Annotated in this window: 12 protein-coding genes and 2 pseudogenes; 5 read left to right on the forward strand and 9 right to left on the reverse strand. The window is 69.1% G+C overall.

Annotated elements, in window-relative coordinates:
• Positions 1-93 precede the first annotated feature (93 nt).
• Positions 94-240 (reverse strand): hypothetical protein, encoded by a 147-nt coding sequence (locus ACFY04_RS09635; protein ID WP_389115334.1) that lies wholly within the window; start codon positions 238-240, stop codon positions 94-96.
• A gap of 92 nt (positions 241-332) precedes the next feature.
• On the opposite strand from ACFY04_RS09635, the gene ACFY04_RS09640 reads away from it, so the two are divergent.
• A complete protein-coding gene (locus ACFY04_RS09640; protein WP_389115335.1) occupies positions 333-1,028 on the forward strand; it encodes an N-acetylmuramoyl-L-alanine amidase in 696 nt (231 codons plus the stop codon).
• A gap of 16 nt (positions 1,029-1,044) precedes the next feature.
• Here ACFY04_RS09640 and ACFY04_RS09645 read toward each other — a convergent pair whose 3' ends face one another.
• Together ACFY04_RS09645 and ACFY04_RS09650 are read right to left on the reverse strand one after the other, a co-directional pair.
• The gene (locus ACFY04_RS09645) at positions 1,045-2,547 is read right to left on the reverse strand and encodes a M1 family metallopeptidase (RefSeq protein WP_389115337.1); all 1,503 of its coding nucleotides are present in this window, start codon (positions 2,545-2,547) and stop codon (positions 1,045-1,047) included.
• Between the two features lie 155 nt (positions 2,548-2,702).
• Entirely contained in the window at positions 2,703-3,272 is a 570-nt protein-coding gene (locus ACFY04_RS09650) for a hypothetical protein (RefSeq protein ID WP_389115338.1), read from the reverse strand.
• Positions 3,273-3,558: 286 nt separating this feature from the next.
• Between ACFY04_RS09650 and ACFY04_RS09655 the strand changes: the two genes are divergently transcribed.
• On the forward strand, positions 3,559-4,821 hold the full coding sequence (locus ACFY04_RS09655; RefSeq protein ID WP_389115460.1) for a GNAT family N-acetyltransferase: 1,263 nt from the start codon (positions 3,559-3,561) through the stop codon (positions 4,819-4,821).
• Positions 4,822-4,980: 159 nt separating this feature from the next.
• Here ACFY04_RS09655 and ACFY04_RS09660 read toward each other — a convergent pair whose 3' ends face one another.
• Positions 4,981-6,120: an amidase domain-containing protein gene (locus ACFY04_RS09660; protein WP_389115339.1), complete on the reverse strand. Its 1,140-nt coding sequence runs from the start codon at positions 6,118-6,120 to the stop codon at positions 4,981-4,983.
• 501 nt (positions 6,121-6,621) lie between these two features.
• Here ACFY04_RS09660 and ACFY04_RS09665 point away from each other — a divergent pair.
• Positions 6,622-8,517 carry a transglycosylase domain-containing protein gene (locus ACFY04_RS09665; protein WP_389115341.1) on the forward strand — a complete coding sequence of 632 codons (1,896 nt, stop codon included), beginning with the start codon at positions 6,622-6,624 and terminating at the stop codon, positions 8,515-8,517.
• A 27-nt stretch (positions 8,518-8,544) separates the two neighbouring features.
• On the opposite strand, the gene ACFY04_RS09670 is transcribed toward ACFY04_RS09665, so the two are convergent.
• The 5 genes and pseudogenes from ACFY04_RS09670 to ACFY04_RS09690 all read right to left on the reverse strand — a co-directional run bounded on the left by ACFY04_RS09670 (position 8,545) and on the right by ACFY04_RS09690 (position 14,551).
• Positions 8,545-9,774 (reverse strand): hypothetical protein, encoded by a 1,230-nt coding sequence (locus tag ACFY04_RS09670; protein ID WP_389115463.1) that lies wholly within the window; start codon positions 9,772-9,774, stop codon positions 8,545-8,547.
• Positions 9,775-10,349: 575 nt separating this feature from the next.
• Positions 10,350-10,506 (reverse strand): annotated as a pseudogene (locus tag ACFY04_RS09675) (PucR family transcriptional regulator); the annotation flags it as partial.
• A 55-nt stretch (positions 10,507-10,561) separates the two neighbouring features.
• Positions 10,562-10,938, reverse strand: a pseudogene (locus tag ACFY04_RS09680) (transposase); the annotation flags it as partial.
• A gap of 257 nt (positions 10,939-11,195) precedes the next feature.
• Positions 11,196-14,141, reverse strand: a complete 2,946-nt coding sequence (locus tag ACFY04_RS09685) for a hypothetical protein (protein ID WP_389115342.1) — start codon at positions 14,139-14,141, stop codon at positions 11,196-11,198.
• Positions 14,138-14,551 carry a hypothetical protein gene (locus ACFY04_RS09690; protein ID WP_389115343.1) on the reverse strand — a complete coding sequence of 138 codons (414 nt, stop codon included), beginning with the start codon at positions 14,549-14,551 and terminating at the stop codon, positions 14,138-14,140. The genes ACFY04_RS09685 and ACFY04_RS09690 overlap by 4 nt, the downstream gene beginning before the upstream one ends.
• Positions 14,552-15,016: 465 nt before the next feature.
• Between ACFY04_RS09690 and ACFY04_RS09695 the strand changes: the two genes are divergently transcribed.
• Together ACFY04_RS09695 and ACFY04_RS09700 are read left to right on the forward strand one after the other, a co-directional pair.
• Positions 15,017-16,525 (forward strand): DUF4246 domain-containing protein, encoded by a 1,509-nt coding sequence (locus tag ACFY04_RS09695; protein WP_389115345.1) that lies wholly within the window; start codon positions 15,017-15,019, stop codon positions 16,523-16,525.
• A gap of 1,153 nt (positions 16,526-17,678) precedes the next feature.
• Complete coding sequence (locus ACFY04_RS09700; RefSeq protein ID WP_389115346.1) at positions 17,679-18,767, forward strand: alpha/beta hydrolase; 1,089 nt, start codon at positions 17,679-17,681, stop codon at positions 18,765-18,767.
• Positions 18,768-18,793 lie beyond the last annotated feature (26 nt).

Genomic DNA, 18,793 nt, shown 5'->3' on the forward strand with positions numbered 1-18,793 from the left:
GCTCCGTCACCAGGGGCCTCCTGTCGACCGGTTGGATCCGCCGGCCACGAGCCGTTCGGGCGGCTCCACTTTCGTGCTCAGCCGGCCCGAGGATCACCCGGCCGAGTCGACGAGCTCGAACGCCTGCTCACCGAGCATGTGGAGCAGCGCGTGCCGGCGGGGGCGGGGCCGGTCAGGGGTGAGGGTGTGCGCCGAGTGGTGGACCACCGGCTTGCCGGGGTGCGGGCACTGGTGAAGCATCAGATTACGTGATGTGCCGCCTATGTATCGTGATGCCACGATTTGCGGCGCGTCGTCCTCTGCCTGCCTGCTCGACCTCATGAGGAGTGGCCATGGAAGACAGCCCGCTTAGCCGTCGACGGCTGTTGTGGGGTGCTGCCGGCGCGGCGGGTATGGCTCTGGCCGCTGCCGGGCTGCCCCGCCTGATGGGGCCCGAGGAGAAAGTGAAGGCTGCGCTGCCGCGACCTGCGCGCAAGGCCCCTGCCCCCGCCGCCGGGCCGCCTGCGACCCTGCGAACGGACCCCTCGGTGGACTACGCCCCCGCCGTCTGGGTCGAAGCCTCCGAGTCCAACTACACGGCCTCCGAACGCCCCGAGGCCTATCCCATCGAATACGTCGTCATTCACCTGACAACGGACATCTTGCCGGTCATGTTCGCCAAGTTCAAGGACCCCGCCGAGAGGGTGTCCGCGCACTACATGATCAGCGCAACCGGCACGCGGATCGCCCAGTGCGTGCGCGAGCGCGACGTGGCCTGGCACTCCGGCAGCGTTTGGTACAACCACCGGAGCATCGGCATCGAGCACGAAGGCTGGACCGATCAGCCTGTCTACACCGACAAGATGTACGAGGCATCCGCCGTGCTCACGGCCACGATCTGCGCGAAGTACGACGTGCCGGTCGACCGGGACCACATTCTGGGCCACGTCGAGGTCCCGCTGTCCACTCACGACGACCCCGGGACCGCATGGAACTGGGACAAGTACATGAAGCTCGTCGGGACCGCCCGTCGGCGCATCAGGACCTGACACCGCGTCGACCCCGTCACGCGGGCTTGCCGTCGCCGTAGAGCCACGAGTCCCAGATCGAGTCGAGGTCCCGGCCGGCCCTGGCCTCCACGTACGCGGTGAAGTCGTCCGTGGAGGCATGGCCGTGGCGGTGGCGCAGGGTCCAGTCCCGCACCAGGCTACGGAAGCCCTCGTCGCCTACGGTCTGGCGGATCTTGTGGATCACCATCGCGCCCCGCACGTACACCGGCTGGCCGGAGATGTCCGAAGCGCTCGGCGGCTCGGCAGGCGGGAAGTCCCACTCGTCGTCGTCCGCGGCCTTGGCGTGGTTGCGGTCGAAGTGATCCTGGGCGCTGGCCCCGCCGTGGTCCTCGGTCCACAGCCACTCCGCATACGTCGCGAAGCCCTCGTTGAGCCACATGTCCCGCCACGTTCGCGGGGTGACGGAGTTGCCGAACCACTGGTGGGCCAGTTCGTGCACCACGTTGGTGGTGTGGAAGATGCCGGCCGGAATGGTCGGCCTGGTCTGGGTCTCCAGGGCGTAGGGCACATCGGCCGCCTGATCGACGATCACCCCGGCGGCGGAGAAGGGGTAGGGACCGAACCTCCCCTCGGCCCATTCCATGATCTCGGGGAACCGTCCGAGGACCGCTCCGTCCTCGTCCACGCCCGCGGTCGTGTCCATCGCCGACACGACCGGGATGCCCGATCGGGTCCGGGAGGTCTTGATGTCGTAGCTGCCGATGGCCACGGTCGCCACATGACTGGCCATGGGCTCGGCCTGGTGCCAGTGGAAGGTGGCGCGGTCGCCGCTGGTGTGCTGGGCGCGCAGCAGCCCGTTGGAGATCGCCTGCACCCCCTTGGGGACCGTGACGGTGATGTCGTACGAGGCCTTGTCCGAGGGGTGATGGTTGCCCGGGAACCAGGACATCGAGCCCGTCGGCTCACCGAACGCGACCGCTCCGTTGCCCGTCCTCAACCAGCCTTCGCGCCACCCGTGGTCATGGGTGATCGACTCCGGCGTGCCCGCGTAGCGCACGACGCTGCGGAAGGCGGCGCCCTTCCTGAGATGATCGCGCGGCTGCAGGGTCAGCTCCTGCCCGTCCTGCCGAACCCGCGCCGTGCGGCCGTCGACGGTGGCGCTCAGCACCTCCATGCCGAGGAGGTCGAGATTGAAGGCGCTGAGGTCCGCAGTGGCCTTCGCGGTGATCTCCGCAGTGCCTTCGAGGCGGCCGCCGCCGGGGTCGTAGGCCAGGGTCAGGGCGTAGTGGGTGACGTCGTAGCCGCCGTTGCCGAGCTTCGGGAAGTAGGGGTCACCGGCGCCTGCGGCACCGGGGTGGCCGCCCCGGAACACCGTGCCAGGTGCCTTCGTCCGAGCGGAGTCCGCGCCGGTACGAGCACCCGCCCTCGCGTCTGCGCCGGTACGGGCACCCGCCCCGCCGCCGCGGCCGTCGGACTCCGAGCACGCGGGGAGTGCGGCAAGCAGGCCCGCGACCGCGAAGGCGGCCAGACGTCCGGAAGTCTTCACGCAGCCGATCATGACCCAGCCCCCAAGCCCCCCGACCTCGCCACGCCGTGCCCATGGCCCCTCCGGCGGACACGGCCCCGGAGGCCGCCGGCCCGGTTGCGCCGACGGAGCGCCCACATGGCGGAGACAGCCGGTCCGCGAAGCCCCAGCTCATCCCGATGGTATGTTCACGCCACATTCCAGACGTCTTCGCCGAGCCAGCCTTGGGGATCTCTGAGTTCATCGGGAACATCGAGCGTGGGTGTCACGATGGAATCATTGCCAGAGCGCGCCATGACGGCGTAGAGCTTGAATGTATGCAATGCGAAATAGTCGAGTCTTGCTTTTAGTCTTGGTCCGACGGCTACGACGAACGAATTATCGCTCTCGGCCTCCTGGTGGGTCCACTCGATAATCCACAGGTAGGTTCTTTTTTCGGTGCCGCCCTTGACGAACACATGGCGATCGGCGTGCAATCCCGCCCTGCGCTCGGCGACGGTTCGTGCGGCAGGAAGAAGTTCTTCGGCAGCGAATTTATTGAATTCGTTCTCGTCCGCCTCGGGACGTAGCGTAATGTAATGAACGCAGATTGCCATGTCTGCACCTTCCGGGAATTGGCCTGCAAGGCGTGTTGGATGGCAGTCGGCGGGCGACCGCGGGTCCGACCTGATCGCGCCATCCGGAGGGATGCTGTTCGCTGATGGCGTTGCCACTGTGTTCGGTGAGAGCCGGTGAGAGCCGGCGATCGCGAGCGTCATCACACGGCACGGCAGCATCGGCGCGACGTCCCGCGTCGCGGCCCGTCCGTGCCTTGCGTACGTCAGGCGGACAGGCTGATGTGAGCGTGTTGCCGTGACCTCACGTCTGGGTGATGCCACTGATCAGAATGATCGCAGCCGATTACGGAGGTTGCCACTTCAGGTTGTCCGTATCTCAATCAATGATGGAACGTGCGGGTCGAACGGATTTTCCTGCCGGGGTGATCTTCTGCTGGCAGGCGCCCGTCTGCGCTGACGACGAGCTGCGAATAACTTGTTGGACGGCATGGCGGGGCCATGCCACAGTCTGGCTGTGATCATGACCAGCGGCTCTTCCGTACCTGTGTCGTTGCCCGACGGCCTCGCCCTGCGACAGGCGAGGCCCGCAGATCTTGACCAGATCGGCGCGCTCCTGTCCGGGCGCGGTGAGCCGGACGACGCTATCGACCACCGGCTGGTTGTCACGGACCCCGACGCGGGCTTGTCCGCGTGTGCCGTGGTCGTCGACGGCGACCGGGTCGTGTCCACCGCGACGCTCCTCGACGAGGAAGTGTGCATCGGAGGCGTCCGCCTGCCCGCCGGCCAGGTGGAACTGGTCGCCACCGAGAGCGGATACGAGGGACGCGGGCTCGTAAGGGCGCTCATGCACTGGGCTCACGAGCGTTCTGCCGCCCGTGGCCACCTCGTCCAGGCGATGATCGGAATCCCGTACTTCTACCGGCTGTTCGGCTATGAGTACGCCATCGACATACCGCAGGTGCTGAACGTGAACGCCGTGCCGCCTGGCGATGGAACGGCCATGCTCCGTGCCGCCCGGCCCTCCGACATCCCCTCCATGGCTGCCCTGCAAGCCTCGGCCCAGAGCGGGTTCGATGTGACCATGCCGCATTCGGCGGCGTGCTGGCGATGGCTCCTGGACCACGAGTCGAGCAACCTCTGGGTTCTCGACCATGCCGGCACGGTCATCGCCACCGCGCGCACCACGCCTCCCGGTGAGGAGATGCTCCTGGCCGAGGCGGCGGCACGCGACGAGGCGGCGGCACGGGACCTCCTGAGCGGCGTTGCCGCCCTGGCACCCGGCGACCGGATACGGATCGTCCATCGGGCAGGCACCGTGACAGGCAACGCGTGGCAGGGGTTCATCGACCACGAACCGCACCGGAATGCAGAGCAGTACTACCTCCGCATCCCGGATGTCGCAGCGCTTCTCGACAGGCTCCGTCCGCTGTTCTGGCAGCGCCTCGCCACGGCCGGGATCGACCGCACCGGCCGAGACATCGTCATCTCCACCTTCGGCGCCCACCACCGGATTCCGGTTCTCGCCAACGGGCTCGGTGAGGTCGTCACCGGCGGCGCGATGCAGTCGCCGGGAGCTGTGGAAGGTGCCGGGCTGGCGCCCGATTATCTGGCCGCCCTGCTGTTCGGCCCGTACGGAATGGAGGGGCTGACCCGGATCCGTCCCGACGTCTACTCCGCGGACGAGGAGCTGTTCCAGACGCTTTTCCCTCCGCTCACTGCCGACGTACTCAGCTATTACCTGCCGTACTAGCCTCCGCCTTCCAGCCCGGGTCGGCTGAACCGGGCTGATGGCGCTCGCCGGCCGGCGCTGGGGCATGCCGAGGGCCCGGCAGAGCGGTGGCCCCGGGGCTCACCAGCCGGGTTCTCCTGCCGCGGCGGTTCCGTGGCAGGAGAACCTGAAGGGCACCCGTCAGGTGCGGTACGCGTAGTAGGTCGCGTTCGGGTAGGACGCGATGATGCTCGCGAGTGACTTACGGTACGTGTTGGTGGAGTGGTACGTGAGGTACGGCATCCCGGCGCTGCTGCGGTAGGTCACCATCATCGAATGGTCCTTGGACCCGTCCCGGTTGAAGTCCACCTGCAGGATGTCTCCCACGTCCGCCTGGTAGGCGTTGGCCAGGTTGGCGGCCCGCTGATTGGACAGCGTGAACCAGGCCCACTCGTTCACGCCGACCCAGGAGTCGGTCTGGCGGGAGCCGTCGTACCACCAGTTCCTGTAGTCCGACGTGGAACCCGGAACGGCCTTCCAGCCGCCCGCCTTCAACGCCTGGCTGATGAAGTTGGTGCAGTCACCCCCGGCCCCGTTGTACTTCCGGTACGCCGGGTTGTAGTTGCTCCAGTACTTCTCCGCGTACTTCGCCATCGCGGCGTAGTCGTAGGCACCGCCCGTCTTCGCCTTGGGCTTCGGCGTCGCGGGGTACTTCGTGGACGCGGGCGTGCCGTCCGGGTATTGGTTCCCGTCGTCCTTGACGACGTTCACCTTGGCCGCCACGGGCTCGTTGACCGCGACGGGGCCGTTTTCCTGGGACGTGATCGAGGTCAGCTCCCAGTCGCCTCCCCGCTTGCTGGTGAGCGTCAGCTGGTAGCGCGTCCCGATGTCGGTCGTCGCCGGCTCGTCCCCGCGGAGTTTCTTGTACGTGAGCGTGGTCTGCTCGGTGACCTGGACGACGGCCTTGCCGCCGGTTACCGTGGCCCGGTCCACGACGACGCGGGTGGCGGCGTCCGTGTAGGCCTCACCGAGCTCCGCCAGTCGCGTCTTGCGGGACCGCAGCGACTGGAGCGCGGCGTCCTCGTCCTTCTTCAGCTGGGCCGACAGCCGGGTCTTCGGGTCGGCCTGGCCGGAGCCGTGACGCCCCGGCTGATCCTCGACCAGGGCCTGCGTGCGCTGGGAGAGCACGTCGTCGGCCATGCGGGCGAAGGTGTCGGCGGTGGCGCGGTCGGCGTCGCGGGGTCCGGGAACCGCGGTCGCGGAGTACGCGAGCATGCTTCCGGACGCCAGGGCCACGGTCAGGGCCGCGATGGCGGCGGGCCTGAACCTCTTAGGTATCACTCTGTTTCCCCTTGTCACCCGGTCCACACGAACCGGGGGACGGAATCTTCGCACAACTACCCGGCTGTTTCGTCACGTTCCGCTTCGTCGACGGACTGCCCGGCGGAAGTGCCTCACACGCCGGGCAACTTGCCTCCGCTTGATCACCAGGGGTTGTCTCCGGGGCGCACGGAGTAATCCAGCCCACCGCCGGTTCGGCCTCACAGCAAGTGCCTTTAGGGTATGCGGGAAAGCGCAGCAGAGGGGGCATTCGGAGTGGGCGGGAACGATTTGGCCGGTAGGGGGCGATCTCGGGACGGGCGGGCGGCTGCGGAGGGCAGCGGCGGGGCCGTCCCGGGCCGCCGGGGGAAGTCGGGGTCGCGCGCCAAGCCACGGGCGCGTTCCGTCCGGCTCGATGCCTTCGCACGGGCCATCGCCCCGGCCGTCGCCCTGGCGCGCACGCAACTGCGGCGTCTGCGCCCCGACTTCCCGCGGCCGGGCCGCACCGGCTGGCGCCGGTGGATGCCTTCGTGGCGCCAGTGGCTGGGCGCCTGCCTGTACGCGTTCCTGGGCATGGTGGGCTTCGTCACGATTGCGTACGCGAATACGGATATACCCGACGATCTCAACTCCTTCGCCAAACAACAAGACAACGTCTACTACTGGGCCGACGGCTCCACGATGGCCCGGACGGGCTGGGTCAGCCGCCAGGAGATGCCGCTGGACAAGGTGCCCGCCAAGGTCCAGGGAGCCGTGCTCGCGGCCGAGAACGCGAGCTTCTACTCGGACCCCGGAGTCTCGCCGTCCGGAGTCCTGCGCGCCGTGGGCGCCGCGCTGACGGGGGGCGAGACCCAGGGCGGGTCCACCATCACGCAGCAGTACGTGAAGAACGCCTATCTGAACCAGGACCGCACCGTCTCCCGGAAATTCACCGAGCTCATGCTTGCCCTGAAGATGGACAGTCAGAAGGGCAAGGACCAGATCCTTCAGGACTACCTCAACACCAGCTGGTTCGGGCGCGGGACCTACGGCATCCAGCGCGCGTCCCAGGCTTACTACGGCAAGGACGTCTCGCAGCTCAATCCCAGCGAGGGCGCCTTCCTGGCCTCCCTCCTCAAGGGTGCGGCCCTCTACGACCCCAGTCTCGGCAAGGCGAACCACGAGCGGGCCGTCGAACGCTGGAACTGGATCCTGGACCGCATGGTCGAGACCGGCCGTCTCTCGCGCGCCGAGCGCGCCACCTACACGACGTTCCCCGAGCCCTCGGCCTCGTCACTCGTCGGCATACCCGGCGCGCAGACCGGCTACCTGGTCGAGATGGCCAAGGCATACGCGATCAAGGCCGGCCACATCAAGGAGTCCGACTTCGACCTCGGCGGCTACCAGATCTACACGACTTTCGACCGGGCCCGGATGACCGCGCTGACCGCCGCTGTCCAGGAGGCCCAGAAGGGCTTCGACGCCGAGCGGCGTCCCGACACCGACAAGCACGCCAAGATCGGCGCGGCGAGCATCGCTCCCGACGGGCGGCTGCTCGCCGTGTACGGGGGCCCCGACTACCTGAAGCAGGGCTTCAACGAGTCGAACGCGACGACGATCCCGGTCGGCACGGCGTTCACGCCGATCGTCTACGCCGCCGCGCTCGACGAAGGGGTGCTGCGCGACCGTGGCAAGGCCCGTACGCCGGTTTCCCCCTCCAGCACCTACGACGGCAATGACCAGGTGACCGTGCAGACGCCCGAGGGACCGTACTGGGACCGCAGCGGCAAGGTGGTGAAGGGGCGCAACGACGGCGGCCGGAACTGGGGTCAGGTGACCTTGCGCCAGGCCGTGGCCCAATCCGTCAACACGCCCATGCTCCAGCTCGGCCTCGATGTCGGCCTCGACCGGGTGGAGGCCTTCGCCCAGCGCTCGGGGCTGCTTGAATCGAGCCTCGGCCCACGGATCCCCGCATTCACCCTCGGGGAGAATTCGACGCCCAGCGCGATCCGGATGGCCGGCGCCTACCAGACCTTCGCCGCCGACGGCATGCACACCGACCCGTACTCGGTGCGCTCGGTCACCCGCAACGGCGACGCCGTGCCGATCGACGCGCCGAAGCCGACCCGGGCCGTGACGGCCAAGACCGCTCGCGCGGTGACGGATGCCCTGCAGGACGCTGTCACCGAGGGGTCGGCGAAGACGGTGGGCAAAGCCCACGCCGGTACGGCGGGCAAGACCGGTACGACGGCCGCGAACACGGCGGGCTGGTTCGTGGCCAGCACCGAGCAGGAGTCCACGGCGGTCGTGGTCTACCGGATGTCGCTCACCGACCTGGTTCCGCTGCCGCTCACGGGGCTGGGGGGCGACGGCCCGGGCACGCCCGGCAGCGAGCGGGCGGTGCGCCTGTGGGGCGACTACATCAAGGCGGTGAAGTAGGCCGGGCGGCTGACGCCGCCCGCCCGTCTACTTGATCAGATGGGTCCAGTCCGGTGCCTGCGCGGGGTCGAGCGCGCGCAGTTGGGCCAGGATCTTGGGGTCCTGGGCGTCGAGCCAGTCCGCCAGTTCTCGGAACGACACGCAGCGTACGTCCTGGCGCGGGCAGACGTCCTTCATCACGTCCTCGACGGCCTTCATGTAGATGCCGCCGTTCCAGTCCTCGAAGTGGTTGCCGATGAACATGGGCGCCCGGCTGCCGTTGTAGACCCGGTTGAAGCCGTCCATGTACGAGCCCCGGGTCTGCGCCTGCCAAGCGGCGAATTTCGCCGGGTCGCCCTGGGTGCTGTCGCCCGACTGGTTGTAGAGGAAGTTGAAGTCCATGGAGAGGACCTGCACTTCCTTGCCCTGCAGGGGCATGAGCTGGAGGGGAAAGTTCCATATGTCGTCCTGCTTGGACGGCCACAGTTGGAAGTCTCCGGAGGAACTCGCGTCATAGCGCCAGCCGTACGGCTTGATCGCGGTCAGGAGGTTCTTCTGGCCCTCCAGACAGGGTGCGCGGCCGCCGACCACTTCCCGGTCCGGGTCGAAGGGCAGGGGCGCCTCCTTGGTGAAACCGGTATTCGTCTTCCAGTTCTTGATGAACGAGTACGTCTGGTCTATCTCGCTCTTCCATTCGGCGGGGCTCCACTCCCCGCCGCCCTTGGGCCCGCAGAAGTGCCCGTTGAAGTGCGAGCCGATCTCGTTGCCGTCGGTCCAGGCACCGCGCAGCTGCTCCAGGGTGCCCTTGACGTGCGGGACGGTCGGGTACGAGATCGCGGCCGCGCCCTGGCTGTGCTGCGGCGGGCGGTAGAGCGCCTTCTTGCCGTCCGGCAGCAGGTAGATGCCCGTGAGGAAGAAAGTCATGTGGGCCTTGTTCTGCCGGGCCACCTGACGGAAGTGCGAGAAGAGGTGGTCGTCGCCTTCCAGGGCGCCGTCCCAGGAGAACACCACGAACTGCGGTGGCTTCTCGCCGGGCTTCAGCCGCTCGGGCTTGAGCTGTCCCGGCTGCGGCCCGGTGTAGGAGGTGGAGCCGTCTCCCAGCACCTTGGTCTTGCCGTCCCAGGTCTCCTCCGCGCCCTTCGCGGCGGCGGCCTCCTCGGCCGCACCACCCGGGGCCGTGAGCTTCGCGTCGCGCGGGGCGGTGTCCGAGGAGTCGCCCAGCGTGAAGGCGCCCGCGGTTGCAGCGGCCCCGCCCAGAGCGATCACGGCCACGCCCATGCCCAGGCGTCTGCGGTACTGCGCCTTCCTGCGGACCTTGCGGATATTCCGGGACTCCGTGCGGGTGCTCGGAGCGGCGTCGGTGTCGACCATCTCAGTCGTCCCCCTCATCACCGCAGACGGGTCGCGTGCGGATGGTTCAGTCGCGTGCGGATGGGTCATACGAATATAGAACTTGTCTGCACTCCTCCCGCACTCCGGATCCTCACATACGTCGATTCACAGCCACGCCACAGCCCTGCGCCGGGCAGGAGAGCGTTCGGGTGGACCCGAGCACGTCCGGGACGGATGCGAGACAACACCGAGGTCGTCCGAAACCCGCCGCAGCCGTCAAAACGACGACCCTCCTCCGGGTCGGGCGTACCTGCCACGTCGCCCCATGGGTTGCTGTGCGTGATGTGGTGGGGCTCTCGCTCCAGGCGCCGGCCTCTCCTCGGCAACGCCGAACGCAACCGCCACCCCATCGGCTTCTGGGGGTTCACCCAGCACGGCGCCGTCGTGAACCCGGTCGCCGGCTCCGCCTCTGCCCTCTGCCTCAGGCTGCGCTAATTCGCCCTCACGCAGCCCCAGCCGTGTCACCGGGGGCTCAGCAGGCGGGCTCCGATCACCGCGGTCTGGAGGGTGTAGCGGTTGGCCGGATCGGCCGGGGTAGGTGACGGTGAGGGTCCGAATGCGCTCCGGCCGGTAGGCCAGCGCCCGAACGCTCAGTGACGGGAGGCGTGCCGACCGCGCGCGGGTGCGGACCACCACGACAACATCGGAAGCATCTGTCGAAACAACCGGTACGTCAGTCAACTGCTTTGGCAGAGCAGCCGATCTTGTCGTAACGGATGGCCAGGCCGCGCCGCTGCTTGAGCTTGTTGATGCAGCGTTCAACGGCGTTCCGCTTCTTGTAGGCCTCGCGATCGAAGGCCGGCCGTGGGATCACGGCCCGGACCCTGCGTCTGCGCAGGTGCTCGCGGATCGCGCGGGACGAGTACGCCTTGTCCGTCGGCACGACGACGGGCCGGGTTCGCGCCTGCCTTTCGGCCTCGTCACCCGGATCGCGGCCATGACCCGGGTGAACGCCGGTGCGTCACCGGCCTGGCCGGGCCTGAAGACGAAGGCCGGCGGCCGGCAGCGGTCGTCGGCAGCGAGATGGATCTTCGTGGTCAGTCCACCGCGGAGCGTCCGAGGGCATGGCCGGCCGGCTCGCCGGTCGGAGCCCCTTTTCGCGGACGACCGCACCCGGACCACCAGATCGGCGTGGCGGCCTCCTGCCGAGTCACCTGCCCCGGAGACAAGATCCGCGCGTCCGTGACACACACCGACCGCCCCTTCGGGGTCCGGGTGGTGGGCGGCGGATCGACATCGGACAGGCTGACGCGTGGGCGGCCGGCGCCCCGGCGGGCGGCCTCGGCGCCCCCGCGACCGGACGCCGGTCAGCCGGCGCTGCCACCGAAGGGCCATCGGTGACGGCGGGCTTCGCGACGGCTCGCACGCGCGTCGCGGTGCCGGCCCGCCGTCTTCTGGCGGGCCGCCAGCATCCTCAGCATCCCGACGAGCCCCTTGCGGTACCTGCCCGGGTTCATCGCCGCGAGTCGGCGGTGGGCCTCCACCGCCTGCTCCATCGCTCCGAGGGCCTCCGGACGGCGCCCCGCCCTCCACAGTTCGTCGCTGACCGACAGGAGCGTGGACGCGAGCAGGAACGTATGGCCGGCACGCGACGACGGATCGGGATCGTGCAGGGCCAGACCCCGCTGCACGGCGGCGACCTCCTCCAACAGGGGGATGTCCGCCGGTTCGCCACCACGCGGGAGGGCCCTGTACAGGCGCGGCAGGAGATGCTTCCCATACCTTGCCACGTCCACGCGGGCCATGTACCGGAACACCGCGAGTTCTACGGCGTCCACGACGTCGGAAGCCTCCTGGGGGTCGTACGGCACGTCAGGAACGTGGGCCGGACGGCTCGCGGGACGCGTGCCGAAGGAGTGCAGGTCGGCCTCGTCGAGCGCCGTTCGCGCGGCCGTCGGCCGGCCGGCCGCCGCGAGGGCCTTGGCGTGGATCCGGAGGGACAGCGCGAAATCCTCTGCCAGCGCGAACGGGTTCGCCTTCACCCGCCGACGGTTGATCTCCACCGCGCGGGCACTCGCCTCCAGGGCCCGCTCGCGCCAGTCCGTCCCGGCCCGCAGGCCCTGGCTCTGGGTCAGCAGGATACGTGCCAGGTTCGTCAGGGCCGTCGACAGTGGTCCTTCGCGGACCGGCGAACCGCTGCCGGTCTCGCGTTCGAGGAGGAGGACCGCGGCGTGCGTCGCGGCGAGCGCGGCAGGCTCCCGCAACGCGGCCAGCAGTGTGACACCCAGGTCGAGGAACTGGAGACCCAGCGTCTGCTCGTGCGCGCCGGGACGCTCCTCGAACAGTCGTGTGACCAGTTCCATCGATTCGGTGTGCGCACGCAGCGCTTCGATGTCCCGCCCGCACTGTCGAAGCACTGCCGCGTAGTTGGTCAGGGCGGTGGCCAGCGGGGCACGGTGGGTGCCCGGGTCGGCCCACGCCAGACGGCGCCGGAGGTCGACCGCTCTGCCGCCCGCCTCGACGGCCTCCCGCAGGAGGTCGAGGCGGTTGGAGGCCGCACAGAGGTTGTCCAGCGCCATCGCCAGATCTGCCGTGTGCGCCGCCGGGTCCCGTGCCGCCACGTCTTCGTACAGCTCGACGGCCCGGACAGTGGCGGCGTGCGCCTCCAGGAGTCGTCCGGAGCCCGTCAGGGCGAAGGCGAGGGTGGTCTGCACCTGGGCGTGCCTGGCCGGGTCGTCGGAGCCGGCCAGCCAGTGGGGGGCGAGACGTTCGACGAGGGTGGTGCGGTGCGGGTCGAATTCGGCGCTCTCATGGGTGGGCAGTTCCGCCTCGACGGCCGCCAGGAGCCCGGGGTCGATGTCGTCGAGGGCCAGCAGCGTGCCGAGCGCCGGGCCGCCGGCCGCGATGGCGAGCCAAGGGGCCCGTCGCAACAGCGGGTACAGATGGCGGCGGCGCACATGCGGCCAGCGCGCGGCGGATGCGGCCAGGAAGGTGAGCGCGCGCGGTGCCCAGGGGGCCGCCGTCCGGTCCGCGCCGAGCGGCAGCAGCGTGTGGAGGGCGTGCGGAGCCCACGGGGCCGAGGGATAGGCGGTTTCGGCGCTGTGCCCGGGGAGGGTGAGGGCGAGGAAGTCCTCGGCGAGCCGGTCGGGCAGCAGGGGTTCGAGCACGGTCGACCGGTCGGGTTCGGGGGGCGGGTAGCAGGTCGTGTGGTCCGTGAGGGTCCGCTCGGCGGGGTGGTTCAGGACCGGAGGGTTCGCGGCCACGCGCGCGACGACACCGAGGCCGGCACTCCGGGCGACCGGCCCCGTGAGGGCGGCCGCGAACACCGTCCGGTTCATCAGCTCGGGCGGAGTGCTCCAGCTCCGCCCGACCGCGGCGGGGCGGCGCCCCGCGTCCTGGGTGTGGAGCCGGGCCCAGTGGGACCTTTCCCGGTTGAGGAGGTAGGTGACCAGGAAGGCGGCGTCGGTGGGTGGCCGCTCGCCGCGCACATGGGCGTCGACGGCCACGAGGGCGGCCATGTGGATGCTGAGCGTCAGCCCGAAGTCGCCTCCGTCCAGGGACATCGGCGGCCGAACCTCTGCGGCGGACGCCAGGTTGCGGCAGGCGGCGAAGGTGTCCCGGGCGGCACGGAACATCTCGGCACGCGGTCCGTCCTCCCCGCCCGGCAGCGGCGAGAGGATCTGGGCGGAGGTGGCGGCCTGGACGTCGCTGAGGGAGGCCTGCAAGGCCGGCCACATGTCGGAACCGCGGGCCAGCAGCAGCACGCGCGTCGGCAGGTGCTGCCGGTGCAGGAGCCGGTTGCTCATGAGCCAGGTCAGATGCGGCAGGGGCCAGTGGTCGGCGTAGTCGACGACGAGGAGGAGCCCGGCCGTGTCGTCGGTTCGCAGATCCACGCTCTCGTCGGCGGCCGGCGCCAGCACGTTGCCCGGGCCGTGGACGGCCCTGACCACCTTCCAGCCGTCCGCGACGGCTTCCCGGGCCAAGGCCGCCGCGAGACGGCTCTTGCCCTGGCCTCCGGGCCCCTGAAGCCACCGAACGGCCAGGCGGCGCCTCGAGGAGCGCCAGGCATGCAGATCGGCGAGCTCCTCGGCCCGGCCGGTGAACGGCACGATCTCGTGACGGGCGCTCAGCATGCGGCTGGGCAGCTCCCGCAGCCACTCCGGATCCGGGTCCGGGGCGGGACGCCAGTTCTCCAGTACGTAGACCGGCAGCCCGTCCACATAGACGTGGATGTCACCTCCGATCACCGCGTAGGCGAACCCGCCCTTCGCGCTGACGTGTTGGCGTGCGGGGGAGGGGTCCTGACCGCTCATACGGGGGCGTCGCCGGACGCCGGCCGGTGATGGTGCACGTGGACGCTGCTGCCGGGCCCCTGCGCTCCGAAGGCCGCGCCGCCCGCGTGTGCGGTGATGTGCTGCGACCAGCTCTGCGCGGAGTGGGGCAGGACGGCCTCCTCGACCATGGCCCGCACGTCGTCGGCCGCCTCGGGGTGGTCGCGCAGCAGCGCGGCGATCCGGCGGGCCCAGGGACGTACCAGGTCGTCGCGGACGAGGTCGGCGTCCGCCCCCTCTTCGAGGACGAGGTCGGCGTCGCCGTCCAACTGGGCCCGCAGAGCCGCCGCCCGATCCGAGTCCCGGCGCCGGACGAGTTCCACGACCCGGTCCCGTGTGCCTTCCCAGACGTTGGTGGCCATCGCCGCCACGAGGGTGGTCGCCCCGGTCATGGCCAGGACAGTCATCGGATCCGACATCAGAACCCCGTCGATCGCTGAAGTTGTCCTCTTCAGACTAGTGACGATCCGGTGTGTGCCCCCCGCGAATCCCCCGATGGAGTGGCGGGGAATGCGGGCGGTGACGGCTCCGGTGAAGTCCTCGGCCTGGAGCCCGCGCGCATCGGTCGTCGATCAGCGCGGTGAGGGTGTCGGCGCAGGAAAGGACGAGTGTGGTCGGCTGCGGCAGCGGGGGATCGTCTCGGGCCACTCGGCCTCCGGGCACACCGAACACGTTGACGTCGAACAGAGCCCGGGCAGCCTTCTCGGAGACCTCCTCGATCGCGCCCACGAGGCCGTAGCCGGCGTTGTTGACCACGATGCTCCCGGACCAGCGATGACAGGGACCACGGGCGGGCGGTGTCAGTCTGCTGAACTATCCTTCCCGACACCGCACACCGACTGCAAGGACCAAGAGAATTGACCGGCCTGTCTGCTTTCCCGCTGCCCTTTCATGCTTCCCGTTCCATATCGTTCGCGACACCCCGAACGCTGCGGGAACTTCAGATGATGCAGTGCAGCGCGCTCATCCGGGCGAAGCCGGGGTGGTTCGACAAGATGAACGATGCCGACATCGTCGCCAGGTGGACGCAGGAAGCGGTGGCCCAGGGGCTCACCGAAGCCCAGGTTCGTTACGTGCTTGCCGAACTCCTGCACTACGCCGCGCTGCGGGACGGGCGAACCGGCGTCGAGGTGTCCGCCGTCGACGGGGTGTGGCAGTCGGACGCACTGGTCGACGACAAGCTCGGATTCCGGCTGCGCGAGGCGGTTCGGGTTCTGGAGCAGGCCCCCGCAACGGAACAGGACTGGCACCCCGGATCCGACGGCCAGGTACTGGATCTGGTTCATCCCTCACTGTTCTGCCTGGTGAGAGAGGTGAGCGGGGCGCCCGAGAGGGCTTGGAAGAACCCGACGGACCGCTACTCGAAGTACGAATTCTCGGAGAAATTCCAGTGGCTGCCCACAGATGTCGACGTCAGTGACGATGGCGATGTCGCCTTCCGTTCGTACGTCAACAACGTCCACCCCGAGGCTCATCGCGAACTGGCCTCCGTCCTGCCGGACTTGTTCGCGTGCTTCCGCCCGCTGCTGGAGAACGTGCTCACCGATCTGCGCCATCCGCGACCCCTGCGAATCGAGGCCGATCCTTACGGGTGGTACGACTCGAAGCCGGAGTATCCGAACAAAACCTCCTACAGTGACGACGGGGCCTACGCAGAAGCCCTCCGTGCATGGGGAGAAGCCCAGGACGACTGGTGGGAAAACCGTCGCCCGGCCATTCCCGACGCCCCGACCTTCACCCCGCCCGAGTTGCCCGAAGAATCCGCCCGAGTCGACCTGCGCGGCCGCCGCCTGCAGGTCATCGTCAAGCTCGCCACCATTCATCTCACCCCGGACAAGCCCGAGTACCCCGGCGGTTCCTGGCACGTCGAGGGGATGATGAACGAGCGGATCGTCTCGACCGGCATCTACTACTGGGACAGCGAGAACATCACCGAAAGCCGGCTGAGCTTCCGGGCGGCGCTCGACGACCCGAACTACGAACAGAACGACGACAACGGCCTGCGTGAGGTCTACGGCCTGGAGGACGAAGACGCACTGAACCAGGTGCTGGGATCGACATCGACCCCAGCGGGCCGCTGCCTGGCGTTCCCGAACATCCTGCAACACCGCGTCGGCTCATTCCGGCTGACGGACCCCACACGCCCGGGATATCGCAAAATTCTGGCGTTCTTCCTGGTCGACCCGTCGGAAAAGATCGTTTCGACATCCGATGTGCCGCCGCAACAACCCTGGTCCGACACCTCGACCATGACGCTTGAGCAGGCCAAGAACTACCGGGAACAACTCATGCAGGAACGCAAGTTCTTCGTCGACGAACACAACGAGCAGCTCTACGAGCGAGAATTCTCCCTCTGCGAGCACTGAACCTCTTCTGGCATGAGTACATACAGCTCAGGCGGTGCGCGGGTGGTCAGCCCGCCGTGCGGGCTCGCCGGCCGCGCTCGTCGGAGATTCCGTACGCGGCAAAGCCGCAGCCGTGCGGGCTCCATGTGGCCGCCGAGCCGGCACTCGGGCAAGGGGCCGGCTCCCGTGCGGGTGCGGAAGGGCGCTCCCCACCTGCCGGTTCTGCCGGAGCGGCCCAGCCGTCCTTTGAACTCCCCGTGCTCATTCCCCAGGTGGTGCACCTTCGTGGGCGGGCCCGGCGCGGTCACGGGGTACGGAGACCGATGGTGTACACGTCCGTACGGCTCTGTGGTGTGTCGGAGTGGGTCTCGGTCAAGTACCGCCCGTACCCCCTTGCCGTCCGCCACCAGGCCTTGATAGTCGCCGAGGAAGCAGCCCCCGGCGAACGGCGCCTGCAGCCAGTCGAAGACCCGCGAGATCCGTCGTTCGGAGCGGAAGCCTCGCGTCTCCGTGTGGCAGCGTGGCCAGCTGGTAGGCGGTGGGGGACGCGGCCTCTTGGCCGGGGATCTCCACCTGCGGCTCGCCGTGCCGCGAGTCTGACAGTGGTGTGCTCCGGTTCAGGCAGCCAGACGCAGTCGTCGGTGGCCTGGATCAGCGCGAGGTTTTCGCCCTCGCGCAGACTGGAAACGGCACTGTGGGGCGAAGGCCGTGTGGCACTGGGCGGTGACTGTGGTCGCGGGTCCTCGACCTGCTCGCCCATCCCGCAGGGGCACCCGAGCACTGGGGCCAGAAGGTTGTCCGGCGCGCTCTCCTCGGGCAGGCCGATGACCACTTCCACCCAGACCGAAAGCCCTTCATGCCCCCATCACATCTCCGCGGGGGCCCGGGCCGGGCCGCTGTCATCGGTCAGGGTGTGATGCTGGGGGAAGGCGTCGACAGTCCGACAGGGCCGTGGGACAGTGGTGCCGGCCGTGGACGTCGCGGTCGAGGTTCCTCGCGATGATCGGATCACCGTGACCTTGCAGCCGCGGCGTTGGGAATGACCAGCGTGGTGTGCCGTCCGTCCGGCCGGACATACGGTTCCCGGGCCTCCGGACGGCGTCAGGTACGCGGATACCCCTCATCCTGCCTTCCTGACCGGCCTGCGCCGGTCCCTGACTCCGAAGGACCGTTGATGAGTTCATTCCCCGTCGGCCGGGGCTTACGGGCTTGGGCCGTCCTCGTCGCGGCCGCTGCCCTGCTGATGCTGGCGGCGCCGCGCCCGCTCGCTGACCCGTCGGTGCCCCAGGGGCCACCGGTCCTGACGGATGGTCACGGGCTGACCCAGATCGGCTCGGTCGGCACAGCCACCGAGTTCACGGTCACCGTGACCACGGTGCAGGTCGCCAAGCAGCACCCCATCAGGATCATTCTGCCGCCGGGCTACTGGGACGACCCGGCCAGGCGATACCCGGTGCTGTACTTTCTGCACGGTTCACCCGACAGTCCGGCCAACCAGAACTACCCCGCGCTGCACAGTTCAACCTCGATGATCACAGTGATCCCGGACGGCGGGCCGAGGGGCTGGTACGCCAACTGGCGTGACCAGAACACGGCGGCGGGCGCGCAGAACTGGGAGACCTTCCACCTCGACCAGGTGATTCCGTTCATCGACGACAACCTGCGCACCGTCGCGGCCAAGCGGGGCCGTGCCGTGGCGGGGATCTCGATGGGCGGCTTCGGCGCGATGCACTACGCCCAACGGCGCCCGGAACTGTTCGCCGAGGTCGCCTCGATGTCGGGGGGCCTCGACCTGTCGGCGGCCTCGATGGGCCTGAGGCTGGCCGTGGTCGCCTCCCTCACCAACGCGCCGGGTGGATTCTGCGGGTCGTCCTCGTCCACCGGCGGGGACTGCACCGGCAGCTATACGCCCGCCGTGTCGAGCGATGCCCTGTTCGGCTCGCCCTACCCGGTGTTCAACATCGACCGGCTGTGGAACGAGGCCGACCCTGCCGCCCACATGAGCAGGCTGGCAGGTATCGGCATCTCGATCTACACCGGCAGCGGGGCCGGCGATCCGCTCTCGCCGGAGTACTGGATCGAGGGCGCGAACAAGCACGCCAGGGACAGTCTGAACGCCCTCCGCATGCCGTACTACTACGTGGGCTACGGCAACGGTGCCGGATGGGGAACCCGGTGCGACGGCCACCACAACGCCGGCTGCTGGGCCCAGGACCTGGTGGACTACATCCCCCGTCTGGAACGGGCCTTCGCCGCCGGCTGAGCCCCCGCGGGCGCCGACCCGGGCCG

Source organism: Streptomyces sp. NPDC001549 (assembly GCF_042894025.1).
GTDB classification, from domain to species: domain Bacteria; phylum Actinomycetota; class Actinomycetes; order Streptomycetales; family Streptomycetaceae; genus Streptomyces; species Streptomyces kutzneri.